This is a genomic window from Streptomyces sp. HUAS TT7, from assembly GCF_051550175.1.
Lineage (GTDB): Bacteria > Actinomycetota > Actinomycetes > Streptomycetales > Streptomycetaceae > Streptomyces.
On the sequence record NZ_CP196175.1, the window covers coordinates 7,779,605 to 7,805,115 of the forward strand.

The 25,511-nt window shown below is 71.8% G+C and carries 24 protein-coding genes and 1 riboswitch; of the genes, 20 read left to right on the forward strand and 4 right to left on the reverse strand.

All coding sequences use genetic code 11. The features are described 5' to 3' along the window. Positions 1 to 140 precede the first annotated feature (140 nt). Positions 141 to 470: a hypothetical protein gene (locus ACSHXC_RS35295; RefSeq protein WP_438295416.1), complete on the reverse strand. Its 330-nt coding sequence runs from the start codon at positions 468 to 470 to the stop codon at positions 141 to 143. Between the two features lie 292 nt (positions 471 to 762). Here ACSHXC_RS35295 and ACSHXC_RS35300 point away from each other — a divergent pair, with 292 nt between their 5' ends. The 6 genes from ACSHXC_RS35300 (at position 763) to ACSHXC_RS35325 (ending at position 9,037) form a co-directional block, all read left to right on the forward strand. Continuing rightward, positions 763 to 2,577: a methylmalonyl-CoA mutase family protein gene (locus tag ACSHXC_RS35300; protein WP_438295417.1), complete on the forward strand. Its 1,815-nt coding sequence runs from the start codon at positions 763 to 765 to the stop codon at positions 2,575 to 2,577. Further along, positions 2,577 to 4,748, forward strand: a complete 2,172-nt coding sequence (gene scpA / locus ACSHXC_RS35305) for a methylmalonyl-CoA mutase (protein WP_438295418.1) — start codon at positions 2,577 to 2,579, stop codon at positions 4,746 to 4,748. Before ACSHXC_RS35300 ends, scpA begins: the two co-directional genes overlap by 1 nt. A 5-nt stretch (positions 4,749 to 4,753) precedes the next feature. Further along, entirely contained in the window at positions 4,754 to 5,740 is a 987-nt protein-coding gene (meaB, locus tag ACSHXC_RS35310; protein WP_438295419.1) for a methylmalonyl Co-A mutase-associated GTPase MeaB, read from the forward strand. 290 nt (positions 5,741 to 6,030) lie between these two features. Beyond that, the gene (locus ACSHXC_RS35315; protein ID WP_438295420.1) at positions 6,031 to 6,255 is read left to right on the forward strand and encodes a hypothetical protein; all 225 of its coding nucleotides are present in this window, start codon (positions 6,031 to 6,033) and stop codon (positions 6,253 to 6,255) included. Continuing rightward, the gene (locus ACSHXC_RS35320; protein WP_438295421.1) at positions 6,255 to 8,522 is read left to right on the forward strand and encodes a heavy metal translocating P-type ATPase; all 2,268 of its coding nucleotides are present in this window, start codon (positions 6,255 to 6,257) and stop codon (positions 8,520 to 8,522) included. The genes ACSHXC_RS35315 and ACSHXC_RS35320 overlap by 1 nt, the downstream gene beginning before the upstream one ends. After that, positions 8,519 to 9,037, forward strand: a complete 519-nt coding sequence (locus tag ACSHXC_RS35325; protein WP_438295422.1) for a copper chaperone PCu(A)C — start codon at positions 8,519 to 8,521, stop codon at positions 9,035 to 9,037. Before ACSHXC_RS35320 ends, ACSHXC_RS35325 begins: the two co-directional genes overlap by 4 nt. 51 nt (positions 9,038 to 9,088) lie before the next feature. On the opposite strand, the gene ACSHXC_RS35330 is transcribed toward ACSHXC_RS35325, so the two are convergent. Then, positions 9,089 to 9,496 carry a hypothetical protein gene (locus ACSHXC_RS35330; RefSeq protein ID WP_438295423.1) on the reverse strand — a complete coding sequence of 136 codons (408 nt, stop codon included), beginning with the start codon at positions 9,494 to 9,496 and terminating at the stop codon, positions 9,089 to 9,091. Positions 9,497 to 9,765: 269 nt separating this feature from the next. Here ACSHXC_RS35330 and ACSHXC_RS35335 point away from each other — a divergent pair, with 269 nt between their 5' ends. From ACSHXC_RS35335 to ACSHXC_RS35375, 9 genes are all read left to right on the forward strand, one after another. Next, on the forward strand, positions 9,766 to 10,521 hold the full coding sequence (locus tag ACSHXC_RS35335) for a hypothetical protein (protein ID WP_438295424.1): 756 nt from the start codon (positions 9,766 to 9,768) through the stop codon (positions 10,519 to 10,521). A gap of 176 nt (positions 10,522 to 10,697) precedes the next feature. Then, positions 10,698 to 11,381, forward strand: a complete 684-nt coding sequence (locus tag ACSHXC_RS35340; RefSeq protein WP_438295425.1) for a sigma-70 family RNA polymerase sigma factor — start codon at positions 10,698 to 10,700, stop codon at positions 11,379 to 11,381. Between the two features lie 226 nt (positions 11,382 to 11,607). Beyond that, on the forward strand, positions 11,608 to 12,672 hold the full coding sequence (locus ACSHXC_RS35345) for an ABC transporter substrate-binding protein (RefSeq protein WP_438295426.1): 1,065 nt from the start codon (positions 11,608 to 11,610) through the stop codon (positions 12,670 to 12,672). A 2-nt stretch (positions 12,673 to 12,674) separates the two neighbouring features. Next, positions 12,675 to 13,742 carry a FecCD family ABC transporter permease gene (locus ACSHXC_RS35350; protein WP_438295427.1) on the forward strand — a complete coding sequence of 356 codons (1,068 nt, stop codon included), beginning with the start codon at positions 12,675 to 12,677 and terminating at the stop codon, positions 13,740 to 13,742. After that, positions 13,739 to 14,548, forward strand: a complete 810-nt coding sequence (locus ACSHXC_RS35355) for an ABC transporter ATP-binding protein (protein WP_438295428.1) — start codon at positions 13,739 to 13,741, stop codon at positions 14,546 to 14,548. The genes ACSHXC_RS35350 and ACSHXC_RS35355 overlap by 4 nt, the downstream gene beginning before the upstream one ends. 151 nt (positions 14,549 to 14,699) lie before the next feature. Beyond that, the gene (locus ACSHXC_RS35360) at positions 14,700 to 16,178 is read left to right on the forward strand and encodes an MFS transporter (RefSeq protein WP_438295429.1); all 1,479 of its coding nucleotides are present in this window, start codon (positions 14,700 to 14,702) and stop codon (positions 16,176 to 16,178) included. 119 nt (positions 16,179 to 16,297) lie between these two features. Next, positions 16,298 to 18,124 carry an asparagine synthase (glutamine-hydrolyzing) gene (asnB, locus tag ACSHXC_RS35365; protein ID WP_438295430.1) on the forward strand — a complete coding sequence of 609 codons (1,827 nt, stop codon included), beginning with the start codon at positions 16,298 to 16,300 and terminating at the stop codon, positions 18,122 to 18,124. Between the two features lie 23 nt (positions 18,125 to 18,147). After that, entirely contained in the window at positions 18,148 to 19,422 is a 1,275-nt protein-coding gene (locus ACSHXC_RS35370) for a cytochrome P450 family protein (protein ID WP_438295431.1), read from the forward strand. A 129-nt stretch (positions 19,423 to 19,551) separates the two neighbouring features. Then, the gene (locus ACSHXC_RS35375; RefSeq protein WP_438295432.1) at positions 19,552 to 20,487 is read left to right on the forward strand and encodes an L-tyrosine/L-tryptophan isonitrile synthase family protein; all 936 of its coding nucleotides are present in this window, start codon (positions 19,552 to 19,554) and stop codon (positions 20,485 to 20,487) included. Between the two features lie 160 nt (positions 20,488 to 20,647). Here the strand turns inward: ACSHXC_RS35375 and ACSHXC_RS35380 are convergent, their stop codons facing one another. Both ACSHXC_RS35380 and ACSHXC_RS35385 read right to left on the reverse strand, forming a co-directional pair. Then, positions 20,648 to 21,451: a hypothetical protein gene (locus tag ACSHXC_RS35380; protein WP_438295433.1), complete on the reverse strand. Its 804-nt coding sequence runs from the start codon at positions 21,449 to 21,451 to the stop codon at positions 20,648 to 20,650. Between the two features lie 151 nt (positions 21,452 to 21,602). Next, a complete protein-coding gene (locus ACSHXC_RS35385; RefSeq protein ID WP_385176035.1) occupies positions 21,603 to 21,668 on the reverse strand; it encodes a putative leader peptide in 66 nt (21 codons plus the stop codon). A gap of 36 nt (positions 21,669 to 21,704) precedes the next feature. Further along, a riboswitch (SAM riboswitch) is annotated at positions 21,705 to 21,849 on the reverse strand. A 156-nt stretch (positions 21,850 to 22,005) separates the two neighbouring features. Between ACSHXC_RS35385 and ACSHXC_RS35390 the strand changes: the two genes are divergently transcribed. The 5 genes from ACSHXC_RS35390 (at position 22,006) to ACSHXC_RS35410 (ending at position 25,500) form a co-directional block, all read left to right on the forward strand. Continuing rightward, positions 22,006 to 22,140 carry a hypothetical protein gene (locus ACSHXC_RS35390; RefSeq protein ID WP_438295434.1) on the forward strand — a complete coding sequence of 45 codons (135 nt, stop codon included), beginning with the start codon at positions 22,006 to 22,008 and terminating at the stop codon, positions 22,138 to 22,140. Positions 22,141 to 22,432: 292 nt separating this feature from the next. Continuing rightward, positions 22,433 to 22,555: a putative leader peptide gene (locus tag ACSHXC_RS35395; RefSeq protein ID WP_438295435.1), complete on the forward strand. Its 123-nt coding sequence runs from the start codon at positions 22,433 to 22,435 to the stop codon at positions 22,553 to 22,555. Between the two features lie 72 nt (positions 22,556 to 22,627). Beyond that, the gene (locus ACSHXC_RS35400; RefSeq protein WP_438295436.1) at positions 22,628 to 23,839 is read left to right on the forward strand and encodes an LLM class flavin-dependent oxidoreductase; all 1,212 of its coding nucleotides are present in this window, start codon (positions 22,628 to 22,630) and stop codon (positions 23,837 to 23,839) included. 21 nt (positions 23,840 to 23,860) lie between these two features. Next, complete coding sequence (locus ACSHXC_RS35405; protein WP_438295437.1) at positions 23,861 to 25,234, forward strand: NtaA/DmoA family FMN-dependent monooxygenase; 1,374 nt, start codon at positions 23,861 to 23,863, stop codon at positions 25,232 to 25,234. Next, on the forward strand, positions 25,231 to 25,500 hold the full coding sequence (locus ACSHXC_RS35410) for a hypothetical protein (protein ID WP_438295438.1): 270 nt from the start codon (positions 25,231 to 25,233) through the stop codon (positions 25,498 to 25,500). The genes ACSHXC_RS35405 and ACSHXC_RS35410 overlap by 4 nt, the downstream gene beginning before the upstream one ends. Positions 25,501 to 25,511: the final 11 nt, after the last annotated feature.

Genomic DNA, 25,511 nt, shown 5'->3' on the forward strand with positions numbered 1-25,511 from the left:
GATGTGGCGCTGCCCGGACAGTGCCCGCTCCGGGTCACCCCACTCGCGGTTGCCGTCAGGTTCCCCGGTATGGCCCAGCCTCAGGGGAGCACAGCCCGCAGCATCCCGGCACGGCAGCGGGCGGGCCGGCTTCGGCGTGGTCACGTCGGCTCCGCTGTCGGGGCGGTCGCGGACAGGTGGCCGGCGGCCTGCAGGGTGAACATCTCCGCGTATTCGCCGCCGAGTTGCATCAGGTCCTGGTGTGAGCCGGATTCGATGATGCGCCCGCGCTCGAAGACGTGGATCGTGTCGCGCTCGACGACGGAGGTGAGCCGGTGCGAGACGAGGACGGTGATCTGGTCGCCGCACCGGTGGCCCCCGCTATGACCGTCTCGGCGCCGTCGTCCCGCCGCCGCACGCACGGCCCGCGAGGGGGAGTTCGCATCGGCGGCAGCCGAGGCCGGCTCGCCGTCCCAGGTGAATGAGGCCATGAAGGCACCATGACGCAGCCCGATCCCCGCTCGGCGCCGGGCCGCTACGTCCCGTGTTTCCGATGCGCGCCGTCACCGCCGGCGCTCCGGCGACCGGCCACGGCAGGCGGTGCACTCCGGCCCGGCCAGGGCGCTCCCGTCGTGCTCCTGGCATCGCGGCACCCGGCACTGACCGACACCTGCGTACTTCCCTAGCGGGGAAACGGTCGAAGGATCAAGGGCGATCGGGAGAGTGCAAGGTCACAGCCCTGTGCTCTGCTGCTCCTTTGCGGGACTGGCCTAGCATTCGAGCATGACGGTCCTGCCTGACGACGGGCTTTCGCTGGCAGCCGAGTTTCCTGATGCGACACATGAGCAGTGGCAGCGCCTTGTGGAAGGCGTACTGCGCAAGTCGGGCAAGGAACTCTCGGGTGCGGCAGCCGAAGACGCTCTGTCCACCACGTTGGAGGACGGGCTCGGTACGCGTCCCCTGTACACGGCGGACGACTCCGTGCCCGATCCCGGTTTCCCCGGTTTTGCCCCCTTTGTGCGGGGTGGCCGCGCCGAGGGGAGCACCACCGGCGGCTGGGACGTGCGGCAGCGGCACACCGCGGTCGCGGACGGTGCGGTGCTCGCCGACCTGGAGAACGGGGTCACCTCGCTGTGGCTCGTCGCCGGTGACGGCGGGTTCCCGGTGGAGCGCCTGCCCCAGGTCCTGGACGGGGTGTACCTCGACCTCGCGGCCGTCGTCCTGGACGCGGGGCATGAAGTCGAGCCCGCCGCACGGGAGTTGCTCCGGCTGTACGAGGAGCGCGGGGTCGCGAGGGACGCGGCACGCGGCAACCTCGGGGCCGACCCGCTGGGCCACGAGGCACGTACCGGAGAGGCGTTCGGCTTCGCACCCGCGGCCGGGCTCGCGCGGCAGTGCGCCGACGCGTACCCGGGGCTGCGCGCGCTGACCGTGGACGCCCTGCCGTACCACGAGGCCGGCGGCTCCGCCGCGCAGGAGCTGGGCTGCTCGCTCGCGACCGGTGTCGCCTACCTGCGCGAGCTGACCGAGGCGGGGCTCACCGCTGAACAGGCCGCCGCCCAGCTGGAGTTCCGCTACGCGGCCACCGCCGACCAGTTCCTGACGATCGCCAAGCTGCGGGCCGCCCGCAGGCTCTGGGCGCGCGTCACCGAGGTCTGCGGCGCTCCGGCGCCGCAGCTCCAGCACGCCGTCACCTCGCCCGTGATGATGTCGCGCCGCGACCCGTGGGTGAACATGCTGCGGACGACGGTCGCCACCCTGGCCGCAGGAGTCGGCGGCGCGGATGCCGTCACCGTGCTGCCCTTCGACCACGCACTGGGGCTGCCGGACGCGTTCGCGCGGCGCATCGCCCGCAACACCTCGTCGATTCTGGTCGAGGAGTCGCATCTGGCCCGGGTGATCGACCCGGCCGGCGGCTCCTGGTACGTCGAGCGGCTCACCGATGAACTCGCCCGTGCGGGCTGGGAGTTCTTCCAGCGGATCGAGCGGGCGGGTGGCCAGGCCGCCGCCCTGCGCTCGGGCCGCATCGGCGAGGACCTGGCGCACACCTGGGCCGTACGCTCCGCCAGGCTCGCCAAGCGCCGCGAACCCATCACCGGCGTCAGCGAGTTCCCTCACCTCGCCGAGCCCCCGGTCGAGCGAGCGCCCGCGGCCCCGGCGCCGTCCGGAGGACTGCCCAGGGTGCGGCGCGACGAGGCGTTCGAGGCGCTGCGCGCCCGCTCCGACGCGCATCTCGCGGCCACCGGGGCCCGGCCACGGATCTTCCTGGCCACCCTGGGACCGGCCGCCGCCCACACCGCGCGGGCGACCTTCGCCGCCAACCTGTTCCAGGCGGGCGGCATCGAACCGGTCACCGGGGACGCCACCGCCGAAGCGTTCCTCGCATCCGGCGCCACCGAATCCTGTCTCTGTTCCAGCGACGCGCTGTACGAGGAGCAGGCGGCGGCCGCAGCCGAGACCCTCAGGTCGGCGGGCGCCACACAGATGTTCCTCGCCGGCCGCCCCGGCGCGTACACCGATGTCGACGCCTACGTCTATGCGGGCTGCGACGCCGTCGCTCTGCTCTCCACCACCCTCGACCGCATGGGAGTGTCCTGATGGGAATCCCCGACTTCTCCGGGGTCGACCTCGGGGCGCCCCTCGCCGAGGGCTCCGCCGAGGCATGGCGTGCGGCCCTCACCGAGGCCGCCGGCAGCGAACCGCTCTGGGAGACCCCCGAGGGCATCGCGGTCAAGCCGCTCTACACCGGGACGGACCTGGAGGGCCTGGACTTCCTCGGCACCTACCCGGGTATCGCCCCCTACCTGCGCGGGCCCTACCCGACGATGTACGTCAACCAGCCCTGGACGATCCGGCAGTACGCCGGTTTCTCCACGGCCGAGGAGTCCAACGCCTTCTACCGGCGCAACCTCGCGGCCGGGCAGAAGGGCCTGTCCGTCGCCTTCGACCTGCCCACCCACCGCGGCTACGACAGCGACCACCCGAGGGTGACCGGTGACGTCGGCATGGCGGGCGTGGCCATCGACTCGATCTATGACATGCGGCAGCTCTTCGACGGCATCCCGCTCGACAGGATGACCGTGTCGATGACGATGAACGGCGCGGTGCTTCCCGTCCTCGCGCTCTACATCGTGGCGGCCGAGGAGCAGGGCGTACCGCCGGAGAAGCTGGCCGGGACCATTCAGAACGACATCCTCAAGGAGTTCATGGTCCGCAACACCTACATCTACCCGCCGAAGCCGTCGATGCGGATCATCTCCGACATCTTCGCCTTCACCTCCCAGCGGATGCCGCGCTACAACTCGATCTCCATCTCCGGCTATCACATCCAAGAGGCGGGCGCGACAGCCGACCTGGAGCTCGCCTACACGCTGGCCGACGGTGTGGAGTACCTGCGGGCCGGGCAGGAGGCGGGCCTCGACGTCGACGCGTTCGCGCCGCGGCTGAGCTTCTTCTGGGCGATCGGCATGAACTTCTTCATGGAGATCGCCAAGATGCGGGCCGCGCGCCTGCTGTGGGCGAGGCTGGTCAAGCAGTTCGACCCGAAGAACACCAAGTCCCTTTCGCTGCGCACCCATTCGCAGACCTCCGGGTGGTCGCTGACCGCGCAGGACGTCTTCAACAACGTGACCCGTACGTGTGTGGAGGCGATGGCCGCCACCCAGGGCCACACCCAGTCGCTGCACACCAACGCCCTCGACGAGGCGCTCGCGCTGCCCACCGACTTCTCGGCGCGCATCGCCCGCAACACCCAGCTGCTCATCCAGCAGGAGTCGGGCACCACCCGGGTCATCGACCCGTGGGGCGGCAGCGCGTACGTGGAGAAGCTGACGTACGACCTGGCACGGCGGGCCTGGCAGCACATCGAGGAGGTCGAGGCGGCGGGCGGCATGGCGCAGGCCATCGACGCGGGCATCCCGAAGCTGCGCGTCGAGGAGGCCGCGGCTCGCACCCAGGCCCGGATCGACTCCGGCCGCCAGCCGGTCATCGGCGTGAACAAGTACCGCGTCGACAGCGACGAGCAGATCGACGTCCTCAAGGTCGACAACTCCTCGGTCCGCGTCCAGCAGATCGAGAAGCTGCGCCGGCTGCGCGCCGAGCGCGACGAGACCGCGTGCCGCGACGCCCTCGACGCCCTCACCCGGGCGGCGGGCGGCGAGGGCAACCTCCTCGAACTCGCCGTGCACGCGGCCCGCGCCAAGGCCACCGTCGGGGAGATCTCCGACGCCCTGGAGAAGGTGTACGGGCGGCACTCCAGCCAGATCCGTACGATCTCCGGTGTGTACCGCAACGAAGCAGGGGAGTCGCCGTCCGTGGACCGCACCCGGACCCGGGTGGACGCCTTCGAGGAGGCCGAGGGGCGGCGTCCGCGCATCCTGGTCGCCAAGATGGGCCAGGACGGCCACGACCGCGGCCAGAAGGTCATCGCCACCGCCTTCGCGGACCTCGGCTTCGACGTGGACGTCGGCCCGCTGTTCCAGACCCCGGCGGAGGTCGCGCGCCAGGCCGTCGAGGCCGACGTGCACATCGTCGGCGTGTCCTCGCTGGCGGCCGGGCACCTCACCCTCGTACCGGCGCTGCGCGAGCAACTGGCCGAGGAGGGACGTGAGGACATCATGATCGTGGTGGGCGGGGTGATCCCCCCGCAGGACGTGCCGACCCTTCTGGAGATGGGCGCAACGGCGGTCTTCCCGCCGGGCACGGTCATCCCGGACGCGGCGTACGACCTGGTCGACAAGCTCGCCGCCGAACTCGGACACGGCCTCTGAGCCCCATGGCCATCGACCTCGACACCTATGTGAAGGGCGTCCTCGACGGGAAGCGGGCGCACATCGCCCGCGCCATCACCCTCGTCGAGTCCACCCGGCCCGACCACCGGACCCTGGCGCAGTCCCTGCTCACCCACCTGCTCCCGCACAGCGGGAAGGCCCGGCGGCTGGGCATCAGCGGGGTGCCCGGCGTCGGCAAGTCGACGTTCATCGACGCGCTCGGCACCCTGCTGACCTCGCTCGGGCACCGGGTCGCGGTCCTTGCCGTCGACCCGTCCTCGACCCGGACCGGCGGCTCCATCCTGGGCGACAAGACCCGTATGGAACGCCTCGCTGTGGACCCGGCCGCCTTCGTACGCCCCTCGCCCACCGCCGGCACCCTGGGCGGGGTGGCCAAGGCGACGCGGGAGTCGATCGTGGTGATGGAGGCGGCGGGCTACGACGTGATCCTGGTGGAGACGGTCGGCGTCGGCCAGTCGGAGACCGCGGTCGCCAACATGGTCGACACCTTCCTGCTGCTCACCCTCGCCCGCACGGGGGACCAGCTGCAGGGCATCAAGAAGGGCGTCCTGGAGCTGGCCGACGTGATCGCCGTGAACAAGGCGGACGGCCCGCACGAGCGCGACGCCAAGGCCGCGGGCCGCGAACTGGCGGGCGCCCTGCGCCTGATGCACCCCGTGGACGCGGCCTGGACACCCCCCGTCCTGTCCTGCAGCGCCCGCGAATCGACTGGCCTCGACACGGTCTGGGAACGGGTCGAACAGCACCGCACCCTGCTCGACTCGACCGGCCGGCTCGCCGCGAAGCGCCGCGAGCAGCAGGTCGACTGGACCTGGACGATGGTCCGCGACGAGCTGCTCGGCCGGCTGCACGCAGATCCCGAGGTACGGTCGCTGGCACCCACCCTCGAACGGCAGGTCCGCGACGGCGAGTTGACGGCCACGCTCGCCGCGGAACGCATCCTTGGGGTGTTCGGCGGCGGAGGGGACTGAGGCACGGGGCAAGTGCCGCACCCCGGGTCTCGGCGTGGCCGGCTCCCCGGGGTGCGGCATCGGCCCGCACCCTGCGCTCGGGCGCGGACCGGAGCCAGGAACCGGCTCGACGCGGTACGCATCGCACGGCGCCGGGGACGGCTCCGACACGCCGTCGGTACAGCCGGTGCTGTCGGCGTGACGCGCGCCACAGCCCTGCCGTGGAACTCGGCCCCCGGCGGGCCCGACTCCTGCATCGGTACGGCTCGAATCGATCCACGCCGTACGCCACGAGCAGGAGAGCAGCGGTCATGGACGAGTCCCGGCGAACCCCCTCCAGAGCGGCGAGGTCGGTGCCTCCGCCCGTCATCTGCGGATTCCTTCTGCTGCTCGCGGTCGTGTTCGGCGTCTCGTACGCGGCCGGGTCCGTCGCCGGGCCCGTCGCCCCCGGGATGCACGGCGGCGACAGCGGTACGGGCCCTGCCGGGACCGGCGACGGCGGAGGCATGGTGCACGGGCACGGGGGAGCGGAGTGATGAACGGTGAGCAGGTGGCCGCCCTGGCGACGACGGATCTGACCGTCGGCGGGATGACGTGCGCCGCCTGTGTGAAGCGAGTGGAGAAGCGGCTCGGCAGGCTGGAGGGAGTCACCGCGACGGTCAACCTGGCCACCGGGCGGGCCCGGGTCAGTCATCCGCCGCACGTACGGACCGAAGAGCTGGTCGCGACGGTCGAGAAGGCCGGATACACGGCGGCGATTCCGGCCGCCGAGCCTCCGAAGGTGCAGGGCGAGGCAACGGGCGACGAGGCGGAACAGGAGCGGCTCGTGGCCACGGCGCTGCTCGCCGTGCCCGTGCTGGTCCTGTCGATGGTGCCCGCCCTGCAGTTCCGCGACTGGCAGTGGCTGTGCTTCGTGCTCGCCGCGCCGGTCGCGGTGTGGGGTGCGTGGCCGTTCCACGTCCGGGCGCTGCGCGGGCTTCGGCACTCGGCGGCCACCATGGACACCCTGGTCTCCCTCGGTGTCGTGGCGTCCTTCGGCTGGTCGGCGTACGCCCTCTTCTGCGGCGGTGCGGGTGCGCCGGGCATGCGGATGCCGTTCAGCCTGGTGCCATCCGCGTCGGAGGGGGTCGCCCACATCTACCTGGAGGCGGCCGTCGGTGTCCCGCTGTTCGTGCTGGCCGGGCGGTTGCTTGAGGCGCGGGCCCGGCACGGAACCGGGGCGGCCCTGCGCACACTCGCCCGGCTCGCGGCCAAGGAAGTGGCCGTGCGGGAAGAGGGCGGACGTGAACGGCTCGTCCCCATCGAGGAGTTGGTGCTCGGGCAGGTCTTCGTCGTACGGCCCGGGGAGCGGGTCGCGACGGACGGTGAGGTCGTCGAGGGCGGTTCGGCGGTGGATCTCTCCCTGGTCACCGGGGAGAGCGAGCCGGTCGAGGTCGGGCCCGGCTCGGCGGTGGTCGGCGGCGCCGTCAACGCGGGCGGGCTGCTGCTCGTACGGACCACGGCGGTCGGCGCGGATACCCAACTCGCCAGGATCTCACGGCTGGTGACGGAGGCTCAGGCCGGCAAGGCGCGGGCTCAGCGGCTCGCCGACAGCGTGGCGGGCGTCTTCGTGCCGGTCGTGCTGGTCCTTGCCGTGACCACGCTCGGCTTCTGGCTGGGTGCCGGGGCCGATCCGCAGGCAGCCGTCACCGCGAGCGTCGCGGTGCTGGTCGTGGCCTGCCCGTGCGCCTTGGGGCTCGCGACGCCGACCGCCCTGATGGCCGCGACCGGCAGAGGTGCCCAACTGGGCGTCCTCGTCAGGGGACCGCAGGCACTGGAAGGGCTGCGTCACGTCGACACGGTCGTGCTTGACAAGACCGGCACCCTCACCTCGGGGCACATGAGCGTGGTCCGGGTCGCCGTGGTCCCCGGTGGTCGTGGCCAGGAAACCGTGGTGCGGCTTGCGGGGGCCGTGGAGCAGGGAGCGGAGCACCCGCTCGGGCGGGCGATCGTCTCCTACGCGCGGCGGGCCCTGCCCGAGCGCCCGCTGCCCGAGGTGGGTGGATTCCATGCCTTCGCCGGACGGGGCGTGCGGGGGCAGGTGGAGGGGCTGCTGGTCGAAGTCATCGCCCCCGATGAGGAGTTGCCCGCCGCTCTCGCGGACGCACTCGCGCAGGCGGAGGGTGCCGCACATACGCCCGTTCTCGTCCGGGTGGACGGGGCGGCCGAGGCACTGATCGAGTTGGGGGACGTCGTACGGCCCGGCAGCTACCGTGCCGTCGACCGGTTGCGGCGCCTCGGGGTGCGCCCGGTGCTCGCCACCGGGGACCGGGAGGCACCCGCGCGGGCCGTCGCCGCCACGCTGGGCATCGATGAGGTGCACGCCCGGTGCACACCGGAGGAGAAGGCCGGTCTCGTGCGAAAGCTGAGGGAGAGCGGGCGGCGGGTCGCGGTCGTCGGTGACGGGGTGAACGACGCCGCCGCGCTGGCCGGAGCCGACCTCGGGATCGCCATGGGCAGCGGCACCGACGCGGCCATCGGGGCGGCCGATGTGACACTGGTGCGCGGCGACATCGAAGCCCTGGCGGACGCCGTCCTGCTGGCCCGCCGCACGCTCGGGACGATCCGTGCCAACCTCTGCTGGGCCTTCGGCTACAACGCTGTCACCGTGCCGCTGGCCATGGTGGGTCTGCTCAACCCGATGCTGGCCGCGGCGGCGATGTCGGTGAGTTCGCTGTTGGTCGTGGGCAACAGTCTGAGGTTGCGGTCCTGGCAGCCCGGGGTGCCCGGGAGATCTGCCCGAGTTCAGGTGCGTACACGATGAGCGGGCACCTTCGGCGGCCGGCCCGGCGCCGTCTCGTCGACGCCCTGCGTGCCTGTCTCGCGCCCGTCACCGCATGCGCCGTCGCCCTCGGCGGCCTGACCGCTTGGGCCGGGTCCGGACAGGCGGGCAGCCCGGCGCGGATCGAGGTCCGGGGCGGGCAGGCTCTGCTGCCGTACGTCGAGAGCGGGGAGACCGCGGTCTTCTTCCGGATCGCCAACTCCGGTGGCTCCGATGACCAGTTGGTCGCCGCCACGATGACAGGTACCGACGAGAAGGCCGCGCTGACCCGGCACCGTGCCACCGGACACAACGCGGCCTATCGCTATGGAGCAGACTCCGTGACCGTTCCGGCCGGCAGCGGACTCACCATGTCGCCGCACGGCGTGGCCGTGACGCTGCGGGCCGAGCCGGGATGGCGGGCGGGCGACAGACTGCCGTTCACGCTGCACTTCCGGCACGGCGGGCGGGTCGAGACCACTGCCGTCGTGGTCCGACCGCACGAGTACGGGGAGTGAGGGCCTTTTCGGGCGGGAGGCAGACGCCGGGCCTGCTACGCCGCATGGAGGTCATGACCGTACGGCGGTGAGCACCTCCTCGCAGACGTCGGCTGCACGACCCGTCGCCTGCGCGCACAGGCGGCAGTGTTCGTGGTGCTCGGCGTGCTCCATGCACGCTTCGTGACTGCGCCGGCAGGCGATGAGGCACGCCTCGGCCTGGGCGGCGAGCAGTGCGGGGTCGTGGCTGCTGCCGCGGACGAGGATCCGGCGGGTCGCGGCGGTGACGTCCGCGCAGTCCAGGTCCTGGTTGATCGCGGTGCGCAGTTCATCGGCCTCCTTCTCGGCGAGCATGCCCGCCGCGCACGCGGTGACGGCCTGCTCGCACGCGGCGAGCGCGTCCACCGCACGGGCGAGGACTTCGTTGCCGAGGGGGCTGGCGGTGCTGACGCTCTCGAAGAGTTCCCGTGTCTGAAGCATGGCGACCTCCAGAAGCGGAGGGGTGGTCAGTGCCCCGTTGACGCTAGTACGGGACCTCCCGTGCAGGAAGGCGCGCGACCGGCCTGAAACCTCGGAGCGTGCCGATCCAGGGCATTCGCTCCTCTTCCCCAAAGGTCGGGCGGAACTCCGGTTGGGTTCCGAGGGGTTCGAGTGACCTGCGTCACGGAACCCTGGCGCTGGGAGGCCCTTCGCCTCTTTTGGCACCCGCCCGTGACGATTGCTTCGCGGGTGCAAGGATGAGGGCCGTCATGAGTGTTGGATGGTGCGCCCGGGTGCTGAGGGCCGCGGTGTTCGCGGCCGTCTGTGTGCTGCTCGCCGCCCTCGGCCACGTCATGATGTCCGGCCACGACGTGCCGTGGTGGGCGATCGCCGCCGGGACCGCCACGACCGGAATCGCGGGCTGGTTCCTGGCCGGGCGCGAGCGCGGGCTGCCGCTGATCGTCTCCGTCTCCGTCGCCGCCCAGACGAGTCTCCACTGGGCGTTCTCGCTCGCACAGTCCGCCGTCGAGGGGGCGACGGAGCCGATGGCCGGGGGCAGGGCGCCGAGCAACATGGTCTGCATGGGGAACGGTGCGGACTCCATGAAGAACATGTCCATGGACCACATGTCCGTGGACCATGCCGCCACGGGGCACGCGTCGATGGGCCACATGGAGTCGATGGGCCACATGGACATGACCTCCATGGACATGGGCTCCATGGGTCACATGGGGCATTCGATGAGCGGCTCCGCCGGGTTCGGCATGTTCGCCGCCCACCTGCTGGCCGCGATCCTGTCCGGCCTGTGGCTCGCCCACGGCGAACGGGCAGCCTTCCGTATCCTGCGGTCCGTGGCGGGATGGCTGGCCGCGCCGCTGCGGCCGCTGCTCGCGTCGCCGCCGCCGTCGCCGCACCGCCCCCGGGTCCGCGTCCGCCGTCGCCGTTCGGACCGTTCGCCGCGGCAGCTCCTCCTCGTCCGCTCGATCACTTCTCGGGGCCCACCCCTGGGGACCGCTGTCGCCTGACGACAGCCGGCACCCCGAGGCAGCCCGTGTGCGCCTCGGGCCTCGGTCGTACCTCCCCATCGGAGATTCGTACCTCCTCACCGGAGATATGCGGCCGAATCCCCATCACCGGGTCACGGATCGCCGTGGCCTCGTGCCACGGGTCCGGACCCGGGTGACCCGAGTAAGGACATCAGGTGATGACTCCTGCCCTGCCCACCTCGCCGGAGAAGAGCACAAGGGCCTCGGCCGACGACTCGATAACCGCCTGGGCCCTCGCCGCCCGCAGCGGTGACCGGGACGCCGTCGAGCGCTTCTTCCGTGCTCTGCACCGCGACGTCCTGCGCTATGTCGCCCACCTCAGTGCCGATCCCCAGGCCGCGGACGACCTGGCACAGGACACGTTCCTGCGGGCGCTCGGCAGCCTGCACCGCTTCGAGGGCCGGTCCTCGGCCCGCGCGTGGCTGCTGTCCATCGCGCGCCGCGCGGTGATCGACAGCTTCCGGTACGCGGCTGCCCGGCCGAGGCTGTCCGACGTACCGGACTGGCGGCTGGCCGTAGAGCTGGCCCAGCCGCACGGCCTGCCGGGCTTCGACGACGGCATCGCGCTGCTCGATCTCCTGGCGGCGCTGCCGGACGACCGCCGGGAGGCGTTCGTCCTGACCCAGATGATGGGTCTGCCCTACGCGGAGGCGGCCGAGGTGGCCGACTGTCCCGTCGGTACGGTCCGCTCCCGGGTGGCCCGCGCCAGAGCGGCCCTCATGGACCGGCTCGCCGAGGCCGAGGCCGAGGCCGAAGCCGAAGCCGAAGCGGATGCCGGCGTGCCCGGCCCGAAGCGGGTTGTGGCCGTCCCCGCCCAGCGCGCGGTCTTGGCCGCCTGACCGGCACGGGGCTGGTGCCCGCCCATGCGGCGGGCACCAGCCCCTTGGACGGTTGGCAGTCGTGCCGCTCGACCGCCGGAACCGGTTCCGCGGACGCCGGAACCGAATCTCCAGAAGCGCGCCGAACATTCCGCTTCCCGCGGGAACTCATCCGGCACACGCTCCGACTTCTGGTCCGGGTGACGGATGTTCGCCCGCGTACTTGTACAGATCCTGGAGAGTTTCGATGCGTACTCGCGTGTGGTGCGGCACGACGGCCGCGCTCCTCGGCCTGCTCGCGGCAGGCTGCGGCACTGACGCGAAGGACAGGGCCGATGGCAGTGAAGGGAAGACGGCCGGCGGTTATCCCGTCACCGTTGCCGACTGCACGGGTGCCGAGACCACGTTCGACGCCGCCCCGAAGAAGATCGTCACCAGTAATGCCTCCAGTCTGGAGCTGTTGCTCAGGCTGGGCGCGGGCGACAAGGTGATCGGCACCGGTTTCCCGCCCGGCAAGGGCACGCTGCCCGGTGAACTCGACGCGCAGGCGCAGAAGGTGCCGGTCCTCGGCAAGGCCGTGATCGCGAAGGAGAAGCTCCTCGGCTCGGGCGCCGATGTCTACATCGACACCTTCGCCTCCATGAGCGGCATGGGCGGCGGGGGCATGGGGGACGCGCCGAGCGAGGCCGAGTTCAAGACTGCCGGGATCAAGCACATCTACCTGAAGTCGACCGCCTGCGCCCCGATGGGCAAGGGGCCGGTGACCGACCTCTCGGCCGTCGAGGGCGACATCACCTCCCTCGGCGCGGTCACCGGCACCACGGCCAAGGCACAGGAACTGGTCACCGGTATGAAGACCAAGGTGGACGCCGTGCAGAAGGCCGTCGCCGCCACCCCGCAGAGCGCGCGGCCGACGTACTTCTTCTTCGACTACGACGCGGGCACCAAACAGCCCACCGTCGTCTGCAACCGTCAGATCGCGAACGCGCTGATCACGCTGGCCGGCGCCCGCAACGCCTTCGCGGACTGCGACGGCGACTTCAAGCAGGTCGGCTGGGAGAACGTCGTCTCCAAGAACCCCGACTGGATCCAGTTGGGCGTACGTGACCGGGGCAGCGAAGCCGCCAACAAGCAGGCGTTCGACGAGGCCCAGCGCTGGCTGGAGACCAACGCGGCCACCCAGGGCCTGAAAGCCGTCAAGGAAGGGCACTTCCTGCGCATCGGCTCCGAGCGGACCACCATCGCCGGGGTCGCCAACGCCGACACCGTCCAGGAGATCGCCAAGGCTCTCTACCCGGGCAAGGTCGGCTAGCCGTGCTCGCAACCGCATCCCGGCAGGAGGCGGCGGCCGAGGCGCGCACCCTGCCCGCCGGGCCCCTGACCGCCGCTCTGGGCGTCGCCCTGCTGCTCGCGCTGACGGCGGCGGTGTCCTGGGGCTCGACGTCCATCGCGCCCGGCGAGGTGTGGGCGGTGGTGGGTCGGCGGCTGACGGGGGAGGCCCCGCGGCCCGGCACCGACGACCTGATCGTGTGGCAACTCCGCGTCCCCCGCGCCCTGTTGGCCGCCCTCGTCGGCGCCGGGCTCGGCATCGTGGGCACCGCCACCCAGGCGCTCGTACGCAACCCGCTGGCGGACCCGTACCTGCTCGGCATCTCCAACGGGGCCTCGCTCGGCGCGGTCGCCGCGATCGTGCTGGGGATGGGCGCGGGCGGGACGCTCGGACTCGGCCTGTCGGGCGCGGCCTTCGCGGGCGCGCTGCTGACCTTCGCGCTGGTGTGGACGGTGGCCCGGCGCGGCGGGGGATTCGCCCCCTTGCGGCTCGTGCTCGCCGGGGTGGCGATCGGGCAGTTCCTGTCCGGCTTCACCAGCTACCTGGTACTCCAGGCAGGGGACGAGCAGCAGACCCACAGCGTGCTGTTCTGGCTCATGGGCAGCCTGAGCGGGGCGAGTTGGCCCCTGCTCGCGGTCCCGGCGGTGGCGGTCCCGGCAGGACTGCTGCTGCTCCAGGCGCGGGCCCGGGGGCTCAACGCCCTGCTGATGGGCGACGAGACCGCGGCCGGGCTCGGCATCGACGTCGTACGCCTGCGCCGTGAACTGTTCGTGGTGACCAGCGTGCTGACCGGGGTCCTTGTGGCGGTGTCCGGGGCGATCGCGTTCGTCGGCCTGATGGTGCCGCACGCCTGCCGCCTGGTCGTCGGCGGCGATCACCGACGCCTCTTGCCGGTGTGTGCTCTCTTCGGGGCGGTGCTGATGGTGGTGGTCGACATCGTGTGCCGGATCGCCATGGACGCGCAGGAACTGCCGGTCGGGGTCGTCACCTCGCTCCTGGGGGCTCCCGCGCTGCTGTATCTGCTGGACCGGCGCCTGGGGAGCGGAAGTTGAGAGTTGAGATCGAGGACCTGTGTGTCGCGTACGCGGGCCGCACCGTCGTTTCGGGGGTGGGGCTCTTCGCGGCGGAGGGCGAGATCACCGGCTTGATCGGGCCGAACGGCAGCGGCAAGTCCACCCTCCTGCGCACCGTCTACCGGCACTTGCGGCCGTCGGCGGGCCGGGTCCTGCTGGCCGGCGCCGACATCCGGGAGCTGAGCCCCACCCAGTCCGCCCGGCACGTCGCCGCGCTGCCGCAGGAGCGCGGCGCCGACTTCGAGCTGACCGTGCGCGAGGTCGTCGCGATGGGCCGCACGCCCTACAAGCGGGCCTTCGCCGGGGAGGACGCCACCGACCGGGACATCGTGGCCCGGGTACTGGCCCAGGTCGGCATGGAGGCGGCGGCCGGGCGTCGCTTCACCGCGCTGTCCGGCGGTGAGCGCCAACGGGTCCTGCTGGCAAGGGCGTTCGCGCAGGAACCCGACGTCCTGGTCCTGGACGAGCCGACCAACCACCTCGACGTACGCCACCAAGTGGAACTGCTCACCCTGCTCAGAGACCAGCGCCGCACGACGCTGGTCTCACTCCACGATCTCAACGCGGCCGCCTCTGTCTGCGACCGGCTGCACGTCCTGCACGCGGGGACGCTGGTCGCCTCGGGCTCGCCGCGTGAGGTCCTCACCCCCGCCCTGCTGGGGGAGGTGTTCGGGGTGCGGGCCGCCGTCGTGGACCACCCGCTGACCGGTGACCCTCTCATCGCCTTCGACCACCGGACGGTGTGGGACGGGCAGCCCGTGGCGCCGGTCGAGACCGGCTGCTGACCGTGCGGGTAAGCAGCCCGTCTCAGTCGGAGGAGCAGTTCCTGAAACAGCCTGCTTTTTCGAGACATCAACGGGAACTCATCCGCCGCCGCCCCCGACTTGTGGGGTGAGGCTGCCGCCCGGCAGCCGACCCACGAGGGAAGGGACAGGGGTGACGGACCAGGAGCCCGGATCGGAACGGCCCGGCCGCATACCCGGAGTCGAGACGTCCGATGCGGGGACACCCGGAGTCGAGACACCCGACGTAGGGACGCCTGAAGTCGAGACACCCGAAGTCGAGGACCGCTGGCTCCTCGTGGCCGTGGCGGGCCTGCTGGCGTTCGTGGCGATGCTCGACATGAACATCGTCAACGTGGCTCTCGCGGACATCGGCGACGGCCTGCACGTCTCCGCCGCCACCGCCCAATGGGCCGTGCTCGGCTACCAACTGCCCGTCGTGGCACTCCTGTTGCCGGTCGGCAGCTGGCTGGACCGAGTGAGGCCGCGCCCGGCACTGCTGGCGGCGACGGCCGGATTCGCGCTGTGCAGCGCGCTCGCCGCCGTCGCGCCGTGGATGGCTTGGCTGATCGCCGCGAGACTCGGGCAGGGCGCGTTCGGCGCGGTGCTGTTCGTGCTGATGCCGGTCCTGGCGATGCGTTCCGTACGGCCTCAACTGCGCGGCCGTGCGATGAGCGTGCCCGCCACCCTCGGCCCGCTCGGCGCGGTGGCCGGACCCGCGGCCGGCGGGCTGCTCCTCGACCACCTGGGCTGGCGGGCCGTCTTCCTCGTCAAGATCCCCTTCTGCGTGCTGGCGCTGATCGTGGCCTGGCGGGCGATGCCGAGGGCCGGCGGTCTGTCCGGGCCCGACCGCCGCACGGTGGCGGACGCGGCGCTGGTGGCCACAGGCGTAACGGTCCTGCTCCTTTCCCTGACCCTGGCATCGGACAGCCCCGCCTGGCTGCTGCTCGCCGTCGCCGCCGGGCCGCCGCTGTGGCGGTGGTCGCGCGGGTCGGGAGGCCGTCCGGTGGCTCAAGTGATCCGCACATCAGGTCTGTTGCGTGCGCACGGCGCGGTCCTCGCGCTCGCGGCCGGGTTCGCCGCCATGCATTACGTCGTCGCCCTCCACCTCCAGCAGGGCGAGGGAACCAGCGCCACCACGACCGGCCTGACCGTGCTCGCCTTCCCGCTCGGCATGGGCCTGGCCGGGCCGCTCGGAGGACGCCTCGCCGACCGGTACGGACCCCGGCCCGTCGCCGTGGCGGGCGCCGCGCTCACCGCTGCCGGCCTGCTCCTGCTCGTACCGGTGGGCACCGACTGGTCGCCGACTGGCGTCGCCTGGCGGCTCGCTCTCGCGGGCGTCGGCATGGGCCTCAACGGCGGCCCCACCCAGGCTCTGGTGATGGGCGCCGCCCCACCGGACCGCGCGGCCACCGTCGGCTCGGCCGTCCAGCTCGCCCGCAGCCTCGGCTTCACGCTCGGCCCCGCCCTGGCCACTGCGGCCGGTGGAGTAGCAGGCCCAACCGACCCGACCCGCCCGGGACTTGTACTGGCCGCCCTCGCCGCCTGCCTCGCCGTGCCCCTCCTCGCCCGGCCCGGCCGTACCCCCGTCCCCCGGACACCCACCGACACGGCGCGCGCCGCCCACCACTGACCCCGGGCTCGGAACACGCCGAGAGGTGGCGACGGCCGCCGGACGGCCGCACACCGATTTCCACGCCCACAGAGTGCCGCCGTCAGGCGCACCGGATTACTGACCCAGGAGTCACTCCCATGTGCGGAATCACCGGATGGGCGTCCTTCCACCACGACGCCCGCACCCAGGCCCCGGTCATCGAGGCGATGACCGCCACCCTCGCCCCGCGCGGCCCCGACGCGGGCGGCAGCTGGCTCGGCGAACACGCCGCGATCGGCCACCGCCGCCTCACCGTCATCGACCCCACCGGCGGCATCCAGCCGATGACCGACCGGCCCGACGCGCCGGCCACCGTCCTCACCTACAGCGGCGAGATCTACAACCACCACGAACTCCGCTCCCGGCTCAGGGGATTGGGGCACGCCTTCCGCACCCGCAGCGACACCGAGGTGGTGCTGCGCGCGTACGCACAGTGGGGCGAGGACGTCGCCGACCACCTGGAGGGCATGTTCGCCTTCGCCGTCTGGGACGAACGCGTCGGGCGGCTCCTGCTCGTACGCGACCGGCTCGGCGTAAAACCCCTGTTCTGGGCGGCAGTCGACGGCGGCATCGCCTTCGCCTCCGAACCCAAGGCGCTGTTCGCCCACCCGGAGATCCGGCCCCGGGTCGACGCGGACGGGCTGCGCGAGGCGTACAGCCTGCTGTTCAACACCGGTCCGACGGTGTGGTCCGGAGTCCGGGAGGTCGAGCCCGGCGGCCTCCTCGTGCTCGACCGCGGCGGCGCCCGCCAACGCCGCTACTGGCAGCTGGAGGCCGACGCCCACACCGACGACCAGGAAGCCACCGCCGAACGGATCCGCAGCCTGGTAGAGCGAGCCGCCCGCAGCCAGCTGGAGGCGGACGTCCCCCTCTGCTCCCTGCTGTCCGGCGGCATCGACTCCACCGTCCTGACCGCCCTGCTCGCCGACGAACTCCGCCTGCGCGAAGGCCCGGACGCCCGCATCCGCTCGTACGCCGTCGACTACAGCGACCAGGCCGAGCGTTTCACCGGGGACGTCCTGCGCACCGGGCACGACACCCCGTACGCCATGGAAGCCGGAGCCTTCATCGGCACCGACCACAGCACCGTAGTGCTCGACCCGCGCGACCTGCTCGACCCCGAGCACCGCAAGGCCGTGGTCGTCGCCCGGGACTCGCCGATCGGCGTCGGCGACATGGACACCTCCCTCTACCTCCTCTTCGGCGAGATACGACGTCACTCGACCGTCGCCCTGTCCGGGGAGGCCGCCGACGAGGTGTTCGGCGGCTACCCCTGGTTCCACAACCCCAAGGCACTCGCCGCCGCCACCTTCCCCTGGCTGCTCGTCACCGGCGACGAGGCCGCGATGCCCCTCAACCCCGAACTGGACCTGCGCATCGGAGAGTTCCGCGACGACACCTACCGCAGCGCGCTCGCCGCCGTACCGCACCTGGACGGTGAGACGCCGGTCGAGCACCGCCAGCGAGAGATGCAGCACCTCTCCCTCACTCGCTGGCTGCGCCAACTCCTCCACCGCAAGGACCGGTTGAGCATGGCCCAGGGCCTGGAGGTACGGGTCCCGTACTGCGACCACCGCCTCGTCGAGTACGCCTTCACCACCCCCTGGGCGCTCAAGAGCTTCGACGGCCGCGAGAAGAGCCTGCTGCGGGCGGCCGGCACGGGCCTCGCCCCGGACTCGGTCCTGCACCGCCCCAAGAACCACTACCCGGCCACCCACCACCCCGACTACAACCGCGGCCTCCAGAACATGGCCCGCGACGCCCTCGCGACCGAACAGGTCCGCTCCCTGGCCGACGAGACCCGCATCAAGCCCTGCCTCGACACCCCGCCCGACCAGCTCCCATGGGGCCACCGCCTGCGCCTCGAACGCGTCGTCGACCTCGCCCTGTGGCTGGACCACTACCGCCCCGAACTCACCCTCTGAGCCGCACTGAGGAGCCCCTCACCATGACCGTCCAGGAACCCGTGCCCGTCCAGGAACCCGCGCCCGCCACCGATGTCGTCGCCGATCCGATCCCGCTGATGGGATGCCCGTACAAGAGCAACCCCTACCCGCTGTACGAGCAGATGCGTGCGGCAGGCCCGATCCACCCCGTCCTGTTTCCCAGCGGGGTGCAGGCGTGGCTCATCACGGGGCACGAAGCCGCCCACGCGGCGCTGAACGACGACCGCCTCGGCAAGAACCACGACCTGGGCAACGACCGGTGGCGTGCCCGCGCCTCGATCATGCCCGAGCCCCAGCACTCCCAGCTCCAGGCCCACCTCCTCCACCAGGACCCGCCGAAGCACACCCGCATGCGGCGCTTCGTGACCGACGCCTTCACCCCGCGCCGCATCGAGGCTCTGCGCCCGCGCTTCCAGGAACTGGCCGACGCCCTCGTCGACGCGCTGCCGGAAACCGGCCCCGCCGACCTCGTCGCAGGTTTCGCCGCGCACTTCCCTTTCCAGGTGCTGGCCGAAGTCATCGGCCTGCCACTGGAGTTGGCGACCCGCTTCGACCGTGACTGGGGCAAGGTGGTCCAGCCCGTCGGTCCCACCGACCCCGGACGACCGTTGTACGAGGCGCGGCTGCACGGCCTGCAGAGCTACATCGCCGAGGTCGTCGCCCACAAGCGCGAGCACGGGGACGACGACCTGCTCAGCCGCCTCGTCGTGGCTCGCGACCGCCGCGAACTGGCGCAGGAGGAACTGGACTCCATGATTTTCCAGCTCCTCGTCGCTGGACAGGAGCCGGTCACCAACCAGATCACCACCGCCCTGATCGCCCTCTTCCGCAACCCGGCCCAGCTCACCCGCCTCCGCGAGGACCCGTCCCTCCTGCCCCGCGCGGTCGAGGAACTCCTGCGCTATGACAGCGCCTTCGAACTCGCGACCTGGCGCTTCCTCGCCGAGGACGACGACCTGTACGGCACCCGCGTCCCGGCCGGCGACTCGGTGATCGTCTCCCTGTGTGCCGCCAACCGCGACCCGCGCCGCTTCCCCGACCCCGACATCCTCGACCTGGAGCGCACTCCCAACCCTCACCTCGCCTTCGGCCACGGCATCCACTTCTGCCCCGGAGCCGCCCTCGCCCGCACGGAACTCCAGATCGCCCTCGGCACCCTGCTGACCCGCCTTCCGGGCCTCCACCTGACCATCCCGGACGAGGACATCGAGTGGATCCCGGCCGTCCTGGGCCGCGGCACCAACCGTCTGCCGGTCGGCTACGACCGCCGCGGCTGACACCCACTGCCCGTCTCGGCACGGGCAGCCCCCACACCCCTGCCTGATCCCCCCCCGCCCGAACGGCGCCCGGGCCCCTCCCGCCACGGCGCCGTCCCGCCATGCCCGCGTCCCCTCCGGAGGAACGACATGACGCTGCTGACGACAGCCCCCGGCGCCCTCCCCACGACCCTCGGCGCCTCCATCCTGAACCTGCTGCTGCCTCACCACCGAAGTACGGACAACACCCGCGTGAGAGCGGAGGCGTTCCCTCACCAACTCCGGCAGATCGCCGCGTACATACGCGAAGGCGCCCCCATCGTCTTCACGCTTCCGGGCTTCCCCTGCAAGTCCCCCAACCCGGCGAAGGTCCTGGGCCACCTCCCCGACCAGGGAGAACTCCTTTCTCTCCGCTTCTTGGACACCCTGTGTGGCGAGATCCAGCGCATCTATCCACCCGGCGCGCACGTGGTCATCTGCTCGGACGGCCACATCTTCGGCGATCTGATCCGAGTCCCGGACGCGCACATCGACGCGTACGCCGACGGACTCCGCCGAGTCATAGCCGACCTGGGCCTCAGCCGCCTGTCGGTGTTCGACCTCCGCGATGTACTCGGCGACCTCCCGCACCACACGAAACGCGCCCACGTCCACGAGCGGTACGCACCCACGGCCGAGGCCCTGCGCGCCGAGGTGCGTACGGACGAGAACACCCTCGCCCTCTACCGGGGCATCACCCGCTTCCTGGTCGAAGACACGGCCGGCTTCACCGGCACCCGCTCCGCCCTCCAACGCGAGTGCCGCCGGCGTGCCTACGGCGTCATCCAGCGCAGCCGCGCCTGGGGCGACCTGATCGCCGAGCGCCACCCCCGCTGCGTGCGCCTGTCCATCCACCCCCAACCGGTAGGCGCCCCCAAGTTCGGCATCCGTCTCCTCGACGCCCCCGACGCCTGGACGACCCCCTGGCACTCGGCGGCCCTGCGCCGCACCGACGGCACATGGACCCTCATGCCCCGCACCGAGGCAGCCCGTCTCGGCCGCCTGGTCCTGCGGGAGGACAGGCCCAGCCATTTCCAGCAGGGCTGATCACCGGACAGACCCACATCTGCCCTCACTCATGGTGGTCGTTCCTCTCGGCTCGAAGACGAAGGCGGCGCCCTGGCAGAGCGGCCCGAGAGGAAGACAGGGGGAGATCCGGCCACGACGCCCCCGGGGAAACCAAACCGGTCACCGTCCGGTCATCCGGTCAATGCCGCTCCCTGCCCAGCGTGTTCGATGGCAACACCGTCTTGATCGCGTTCCGGAAAGCGGGACGGTCGCCGAGCCGTCGCACATAGTCCCCGAGCCTGGGGGGTGCACACCTCAGCTCGTCCCGGTCGAGGTGGACGAGCGCCACCCACAGGTCCACGTCCGCGGCTGTCAACTCCGTTCCCAGCGCGCAGGGATGGCGGGCGAGGCTGCGGTCGAGGAGGGCCAGTGCCGCCTGTCGCGCCGAGGACGGCGCGGCCGGAGTGACGTCCCGGTCCAGCAGGGTGCGCAAGGCTTCGATGTCCGCGACGAGGTGCGGCGGCCGGAGAGCGGCGTGCCGGGCGCCTTCCTCACCGGCGAGGGGGCCCGCCAGGTCGCGGAGGATGTCGGGGGTGTGGTTGCTGACGATCCGTCCGCTCCAGCGGTCGCGCAGCGCGGGCGCTGTCAGGGGTCCGTCGAAGTGGTAGACCGTGGTCTCGTACGCGCGGTGCAGCTCGGCGTAGCCGTCGGGGGTCGCGGCAAGGGAGGTCAGGAGTGTCGTGGCGACCGACTCGCGCAGACCGAGCAGGTCGAGGGTGATCGAGATGCGCAGCGACCTGGGACAACTCCCGCACAGAAACAGGTCGTAGCGCCGGGGCGCGGGATAGAAGCCGCCGGCCGCGCCGACGCCGATCCGGCTGCGGAAACGACGAGGGTGGGGGACCGTCGTGATCGTGCCGGGGCGCGGAAGCGAAGCGGGCGCCGGCGACTGACATCCGGTGGAGGCGGCGGTGCGGGACATGCGGGAAACGGTCTCGGGCATGACTCTCCCTGGGAATGAGATGCCACTGCGGCTTGGTGGCGTCAGCGGCTGGATGCGGGGGCGGCTGCGTCGGTCGGTGATCGTCCGCATCGCGCGGAATCGGCGGACCAGACGCGGGTCGATGACGGATCAGACGCAGATCCGTCGCGGATCAGTAAGCGCTGGAGACGCGCTGGAGATCGATGTGCAGGCGCCTGGTCAAGCCGCTCCTGGGCATGTCCACCCGTCTCACCTCCGGGGCTCGCGAGACGCGAGACCACGCTTGCCCCGCCGGTGCCGACGGGACCCGGTCGTCACCCGGGGCACCCCGTCGCGGCGGAAGGGTTGCCTGTCAGCGGGCCGGGGCCGATGACCACTGGAGCGGGCGAACCGCGGTGTGGGCGCTGACAATCGTGACCGTCCACGTCAGTCTGAGCGGGCTTCGTTACGCCGTCAAGAAGCTTGGGCGAGCGGTCTCATCTGGTGGTCCGCAGCGTTGACATTCCCCTCGGTGCCTGGCTACCGTCCGCGGACGACGTGCGGCCCCCGGGCCCGGAGAAGTGACGGTGACAGTGATGCGCGCAGCTGACGGGACGGCCGCTCGGCGGCACCCCGGCCGCATCCCGCTGTGCACGGACCGTGCCGTCGACCTGCTGCGCGTCAGCAGCGCGCTGTGTACGGCCATGAGCAGCGCCCTCCGCCGAGGCTGACGCTCCCCGCGCCTGTGCCCACCGCTGTCGCGATGCGGCAGCTTGGGCTCGACAGTCCCTTTGGGCTCACGGCCACCCGCCCACCCACATCACCGCAGGATTTCCGCCGCTCCCGGGCAAGGACCCCGTCGGCCGTGACGGAACAAGAGCGTGACGGAACACAAGAGGTCGAACTCCGGGAAGGAAAGGCGTAGTTGTGGTGTTGGGCCTGCTGAAGAGCGCGCGGCGCCCTGCCGGGGAGCCGTCCGCGCCGGGTCGGCAAGGACCCCGGGTCCACCGGGCGGAAAGGGCGGTGAGCAGGGTGCTTTCGTCCCGTCGCCGTGTCGCCGATCCGGTGCCGCCCCGCCGTCTGCACCTGTACTCCCGGCATCACATCGACCTGCTGCGCGTCGCCGGCGCGCTCTGTCGCCCCTGACGTTCCCTCGCGACCGCGCCCCTCGCACGGGGCCGGGTTCCTCGTACGGATCTTCAGGAAGGCATCACCGCCGTGACCTCATCACCCTCTCCTCTGCACCTCGCTGTCGCTCTCGACGGCACCGGCTGGCATCCGGCGTCCTGGCGGGAGCCGGTGGCCCGTCCCCGCGATCTGCTCACCGCCGGGTACTGGGCCGGCCTCGTCGCGGAGGCCGAACACGGACTGCTCGACCTCGTGACCATCGAGGACGGTCTGGGGCTCCAGTCGTCGCAGCTCACCGAGCCCGATGACCGTACCGACCAGGTGCGCGGCCGCCTCGACGCCGTCCTCATCGCCGCCCGCGTCGCGCCGCTGACCCGGCACATCGGTGTGGTGCCGTCCGTGGTGACCACGCACACCGAGCCGTTCCACATCTCGAAGGCGATCGCCACGCTCGACTACGTGAGTTCGGGCCGCGCCGGCGTACGCGTGCAGATCGACGCGCGCCCCAACGAGGCCGCGCACTTCGGGCGCCGGACCATCCCCCCGCTGCCCGCCGGAGGCTACAACACCCCTGCCGGGCAGGACGCGGTGCGCCCGCACTTCGACGAGGCGGCCGACTACGTCGAAGTAGTGCGCAGGCTCTGGGACAGCTGGGAGGACGACGCGGAGATCCGGGACGCGGCCACCGGGCGTTTCATCGACCGCGAGAAGCTGCACTACATCGACTTCGAGGGCGAGCACTTCCGTGTGAAGGGCCCTTCGATCACCCCGCGCCCGCCGCAGGGGCAGCCGGTCGTCAGCGCGCTCGCCCACGCGACCCTCTCGTACCGGCTGGTGGCCAGGGCCGCCGACATCGGGTACGTCACCCCGCACGACACCGCCCAGGCGCGCGCGATCGTGGCGGAGATCCGCGCCGAGCAGGCGGCGGCGGGACGCGCGGGCGGCACCGTGCACATCTTCGGCGACCTGGTGGTCTTCCTCGACGACGACCCCGCAGAGGCCGCCGCCCGCCGGGAACGGCTGGACGCCCTCGCGGGGCAGCCGTACACCAGCGACGCGCACGTCTTCACCGGCACACCGGCCCAACTCGCCGATCTGCTCCAGGAGTTGCGGGAAGCAGGGCTGTCCGGGTTCCGGCTGCGCCCGGCCGTCGTCGGCCACGACCTTCCCGCGATCACCCGCGGCCTGGTCCCCGAGCTCCAGCGCCGCGGCGTCTTCCGCGGTGCCTACGAGGCGAAGACCCTGCGCGGGCTGCTGGGGCTCACCCGACCCGCCAACCGCTACGCCGCCACCACCGCCTGAGCCGGACGGAGACCGCACGACATGAGCAAGCGCCTGAAGCAGATCCATCTGGCCGCCCACTTCCCCGGTGTCAACAACACGACCGTGTGGAGCGATCCGGCCGCCGGCAGCCACATCGAGTTCTCTTCGTTCGCGCACTTCGCGCGGACCGCGGAACGCGCCAAGTTCGACTTCCTGTTCCTCGCCGAGGGACTGCGCCTGCGCGAACAGGGCGGAAAAATCTACGACTTGGACGTGGTCGGCCGCCCCGACACGTTCACGATCCTCGCCGCGCTGGCCGCCGTCACCGACCGCCTCGGCCTGACCGGCACCATCAACTCCACCTTCAACGAGCCCTACGAGGTGGCCCGCCAGTTCGCCAGCCTCGACCACCTCTCCGGCGGCCGCTCGGCCTGGAACGTGGTCACCTCCTGGGACGCCTTCACCGGAGAGAACTTCCGCCGGGGCGGCTTCCTGCCGCAGGAGGAGCGCTATTCGCGGGCCAGGGAATTCCTGGAGACCGCCAACGAGCTCTTCGACTCCTGGCGAGGCGACGAGATACTCGCCGACCGGTCCACCGGCACGTTCCTGAGCGACGCCAAGGCGGGCTCCTTCGTCCACACCGGGCAACACTTCGACATCCAGGGCCAGTTCAACGTGCCGCGCTCCCCGCAGGGCCGCCCGGTGATCTTCCAGGCGGGGGTCTCCGAGGAGGGCCGTGAGTTCGCCGCATCCAGCGCCGACGCCATTTTCAGCCGGTACGCGACGCTGAACGAGGGCCGGGCTTTCTACACCGACGTCAAGGGACGCCTGGCCCGGTACGGCCGTGACCGTGACCACCTGCTGATCCTTCCCGCCGCGAGCTTCGTACTCGGTGACACGGACGCCGAGGCCGAGGAGCTCGCCCGTGAGGTACGCCGTCAGCAGGTGAGCGGGGCCACCGCGATCAAACACCTGGAATTCGTGTGGAACCGGGACCTGTCCGCGTACGACCCGGAGGGCCCGCTCCCGGACATCGATCCCGACCTCGGCGAGCACACGGTGGCCCGGGGCCGCGCCCAAGTCCGCATGTACCGGGATCCGTTGGCGACGGCCCGCGCATGGCGCGAGCTCGCCGCGGCCAACAAGTGGTCGATCCGCGACCTGGTCATCGAGACGGGCAACCGGCAGACCTTCGTCGGCTCGCCCGCCACCGTGGCGCGGACGATCAACGACTTCGTGCAGGCGGACGCCAGCGACGGCTTCATCCTCGTCCCGCACATCACCCCGGGCGGTCTGGACTCCTTCGCCGACCAGGTCGTCCCGCTGCTCCAGGAGCAGGGCGTGTACCGCACGGAGTACGAGGGCGCCACACTGCGCGACCATCTCGGCCTGGCCCACCCCGACCACCGGCACGATGCACGGCGGGCGTCATGACACTCCCGCCCACCGCCCTCGTCGCGGGCGCTCCAGACCCGGTGGCGGACGGACCCGGGCCCGTACGGCGCGGGCGTCGTCCCTTCACCGCGTCCCTGCCGCACATCGTGCTCAGCCACCTCCTCGTGCTCACCTTCCGGATCCGCCACCTCCCGTCGGGCGTCACGCCACTGCCGCGCCGAAAGAACCCGGATGTGCCGTTGTCCCGGGGCCCGGTTCCCGTGGGGCCCGCCCCTCGCCCCGTAGCCGTGCCCGCCGACCACTGAGGAGCCTGCGC

Excerpts from the sequence above, each read along its gene's own strand:
- ACSHXC_RS35295 (WP_438295416.1), bottom strand. The coding sequence starts at position 470 with ATGGCCTCATTCACCTGGGACGGCGAGCCGGCCTCGGCTGCCGCCGAT.
- ACSHXC_RS35300 (WP_438295417.1), top strand. The coding sequence starts at position 763 with ATGACGGTCCTGCCTGACGACGGGCTTTCGCTGGCAGCCGAGTTTCCT.
- scpA (WP_438295418.1), top strand. The coding sequence starts at position 2,577 with ATGGGAATCCCCGACTTCTCCGGGGTCGACCTCGGGGCGCCCCTCGCC.
- meaB (WP_438295419.1), top strand. The coding sequence starts at position 4,754 with ATGGCCATCGACCTCGACACCTATGTGAAGGGCGTCCTCGACGGGAAG.
- ACSHXC_RS35315 (WP_438295420.1), top strand. The coding sequence starts at position 6,031 with ATGGACGAGTCCCGGCGAACCCCCTCCAGAGCGGCGAGGTCGGTGCCT.
- ACSHXC_RS35320 (WP_438295421.1), top strand. The coding sequence starts at position 6,255 with ATGAACGGTGAGCAGGTGGCCGCCCTGGCGACGACGGATCTGACCGTC.
- ACSHXC_RS35325 (WP_438295422.1), top strand. The coding sequence starts at position 8,519 with ATGAGCGGGCACCTTCGGCGGCCGGCCCGGCGCCGTCTCGTCGACGCC.
- ACSHXC_RS35330 (WP_438295423.1), bottom strand. The coding sequence starts at position 9,496 with ATGCTTCAGACACGGGAACTCTTCGAGAGCGTCAGCACCGCCAGCCCC.
- ACSHXC_RS35335 (WP_438295424.1), top strand. The coding sequence starts at position 9,766 with ATGAGTGTTGGATGGTGCGCCCGGGTGCTGAGGGCCGCGGTGTTCGCG.
- ACSHXC_RS35345 (WP_438295426.1), top strand. The coding sequence starts at position 11,608 with ATGCGTACTCGCGTGTGGTGCGGCACGACGGCCGCGCTCCTCGGCCTG.
- asnB (WP_438295430.1), top strand. The coding sequence starts at position 16,298 with ATGTGCGGAATCACCGGATGGGCGTCCTTCCACCACGACGCCCGCACC.
- ACSHXC_RS35370 (WP_438295431.1), top strand. The coding sequence starts at position 18,148 with ATGACCGTCCAGGAACCCGTGCCCGTCCAGGAACCCGCGCCCGCCACC.
- ACSHXC_RS35375 (WP_438295432.1), top strand. The coding sequence starts at position 19,552 with ATGACGCTGCTGACGACAGCCCCCGGCGCCCTCCCCACGACCCTCGGC.
- ACSHXC_RS35380 (WP_438295433.1), bottom strand. The coding sequence starts at position 21,451 with ATGCCCGAGACCGTTTCCCGCATGTCCCGCACCGCCGCCTCCACCGGA.
- ACSHXC_RS35390 (WP_438295434.1), top strand. The coding sequence starts at position 22,006 with ATGCGCGCAGCTGACGGGACGGCCGCTCGGCGGCACCCCGGCCGCATC.
- ACSHXC_RS35405 (WP_438295437.1), top strand. The coding sequence starts at position 23,861 with ATGAGCAAGCGCCTGAAGCAGATCCATCTGGCCGCCCACTTCCCCGGT.
- ACSHXC_RS35410 (WP_438295438.1), top strand. The coding sequence starts at position 25,231 with ATGACACTCCCGCCCACCGCCCTCGTCGCGGGCGCTCCAGACCCGGTG.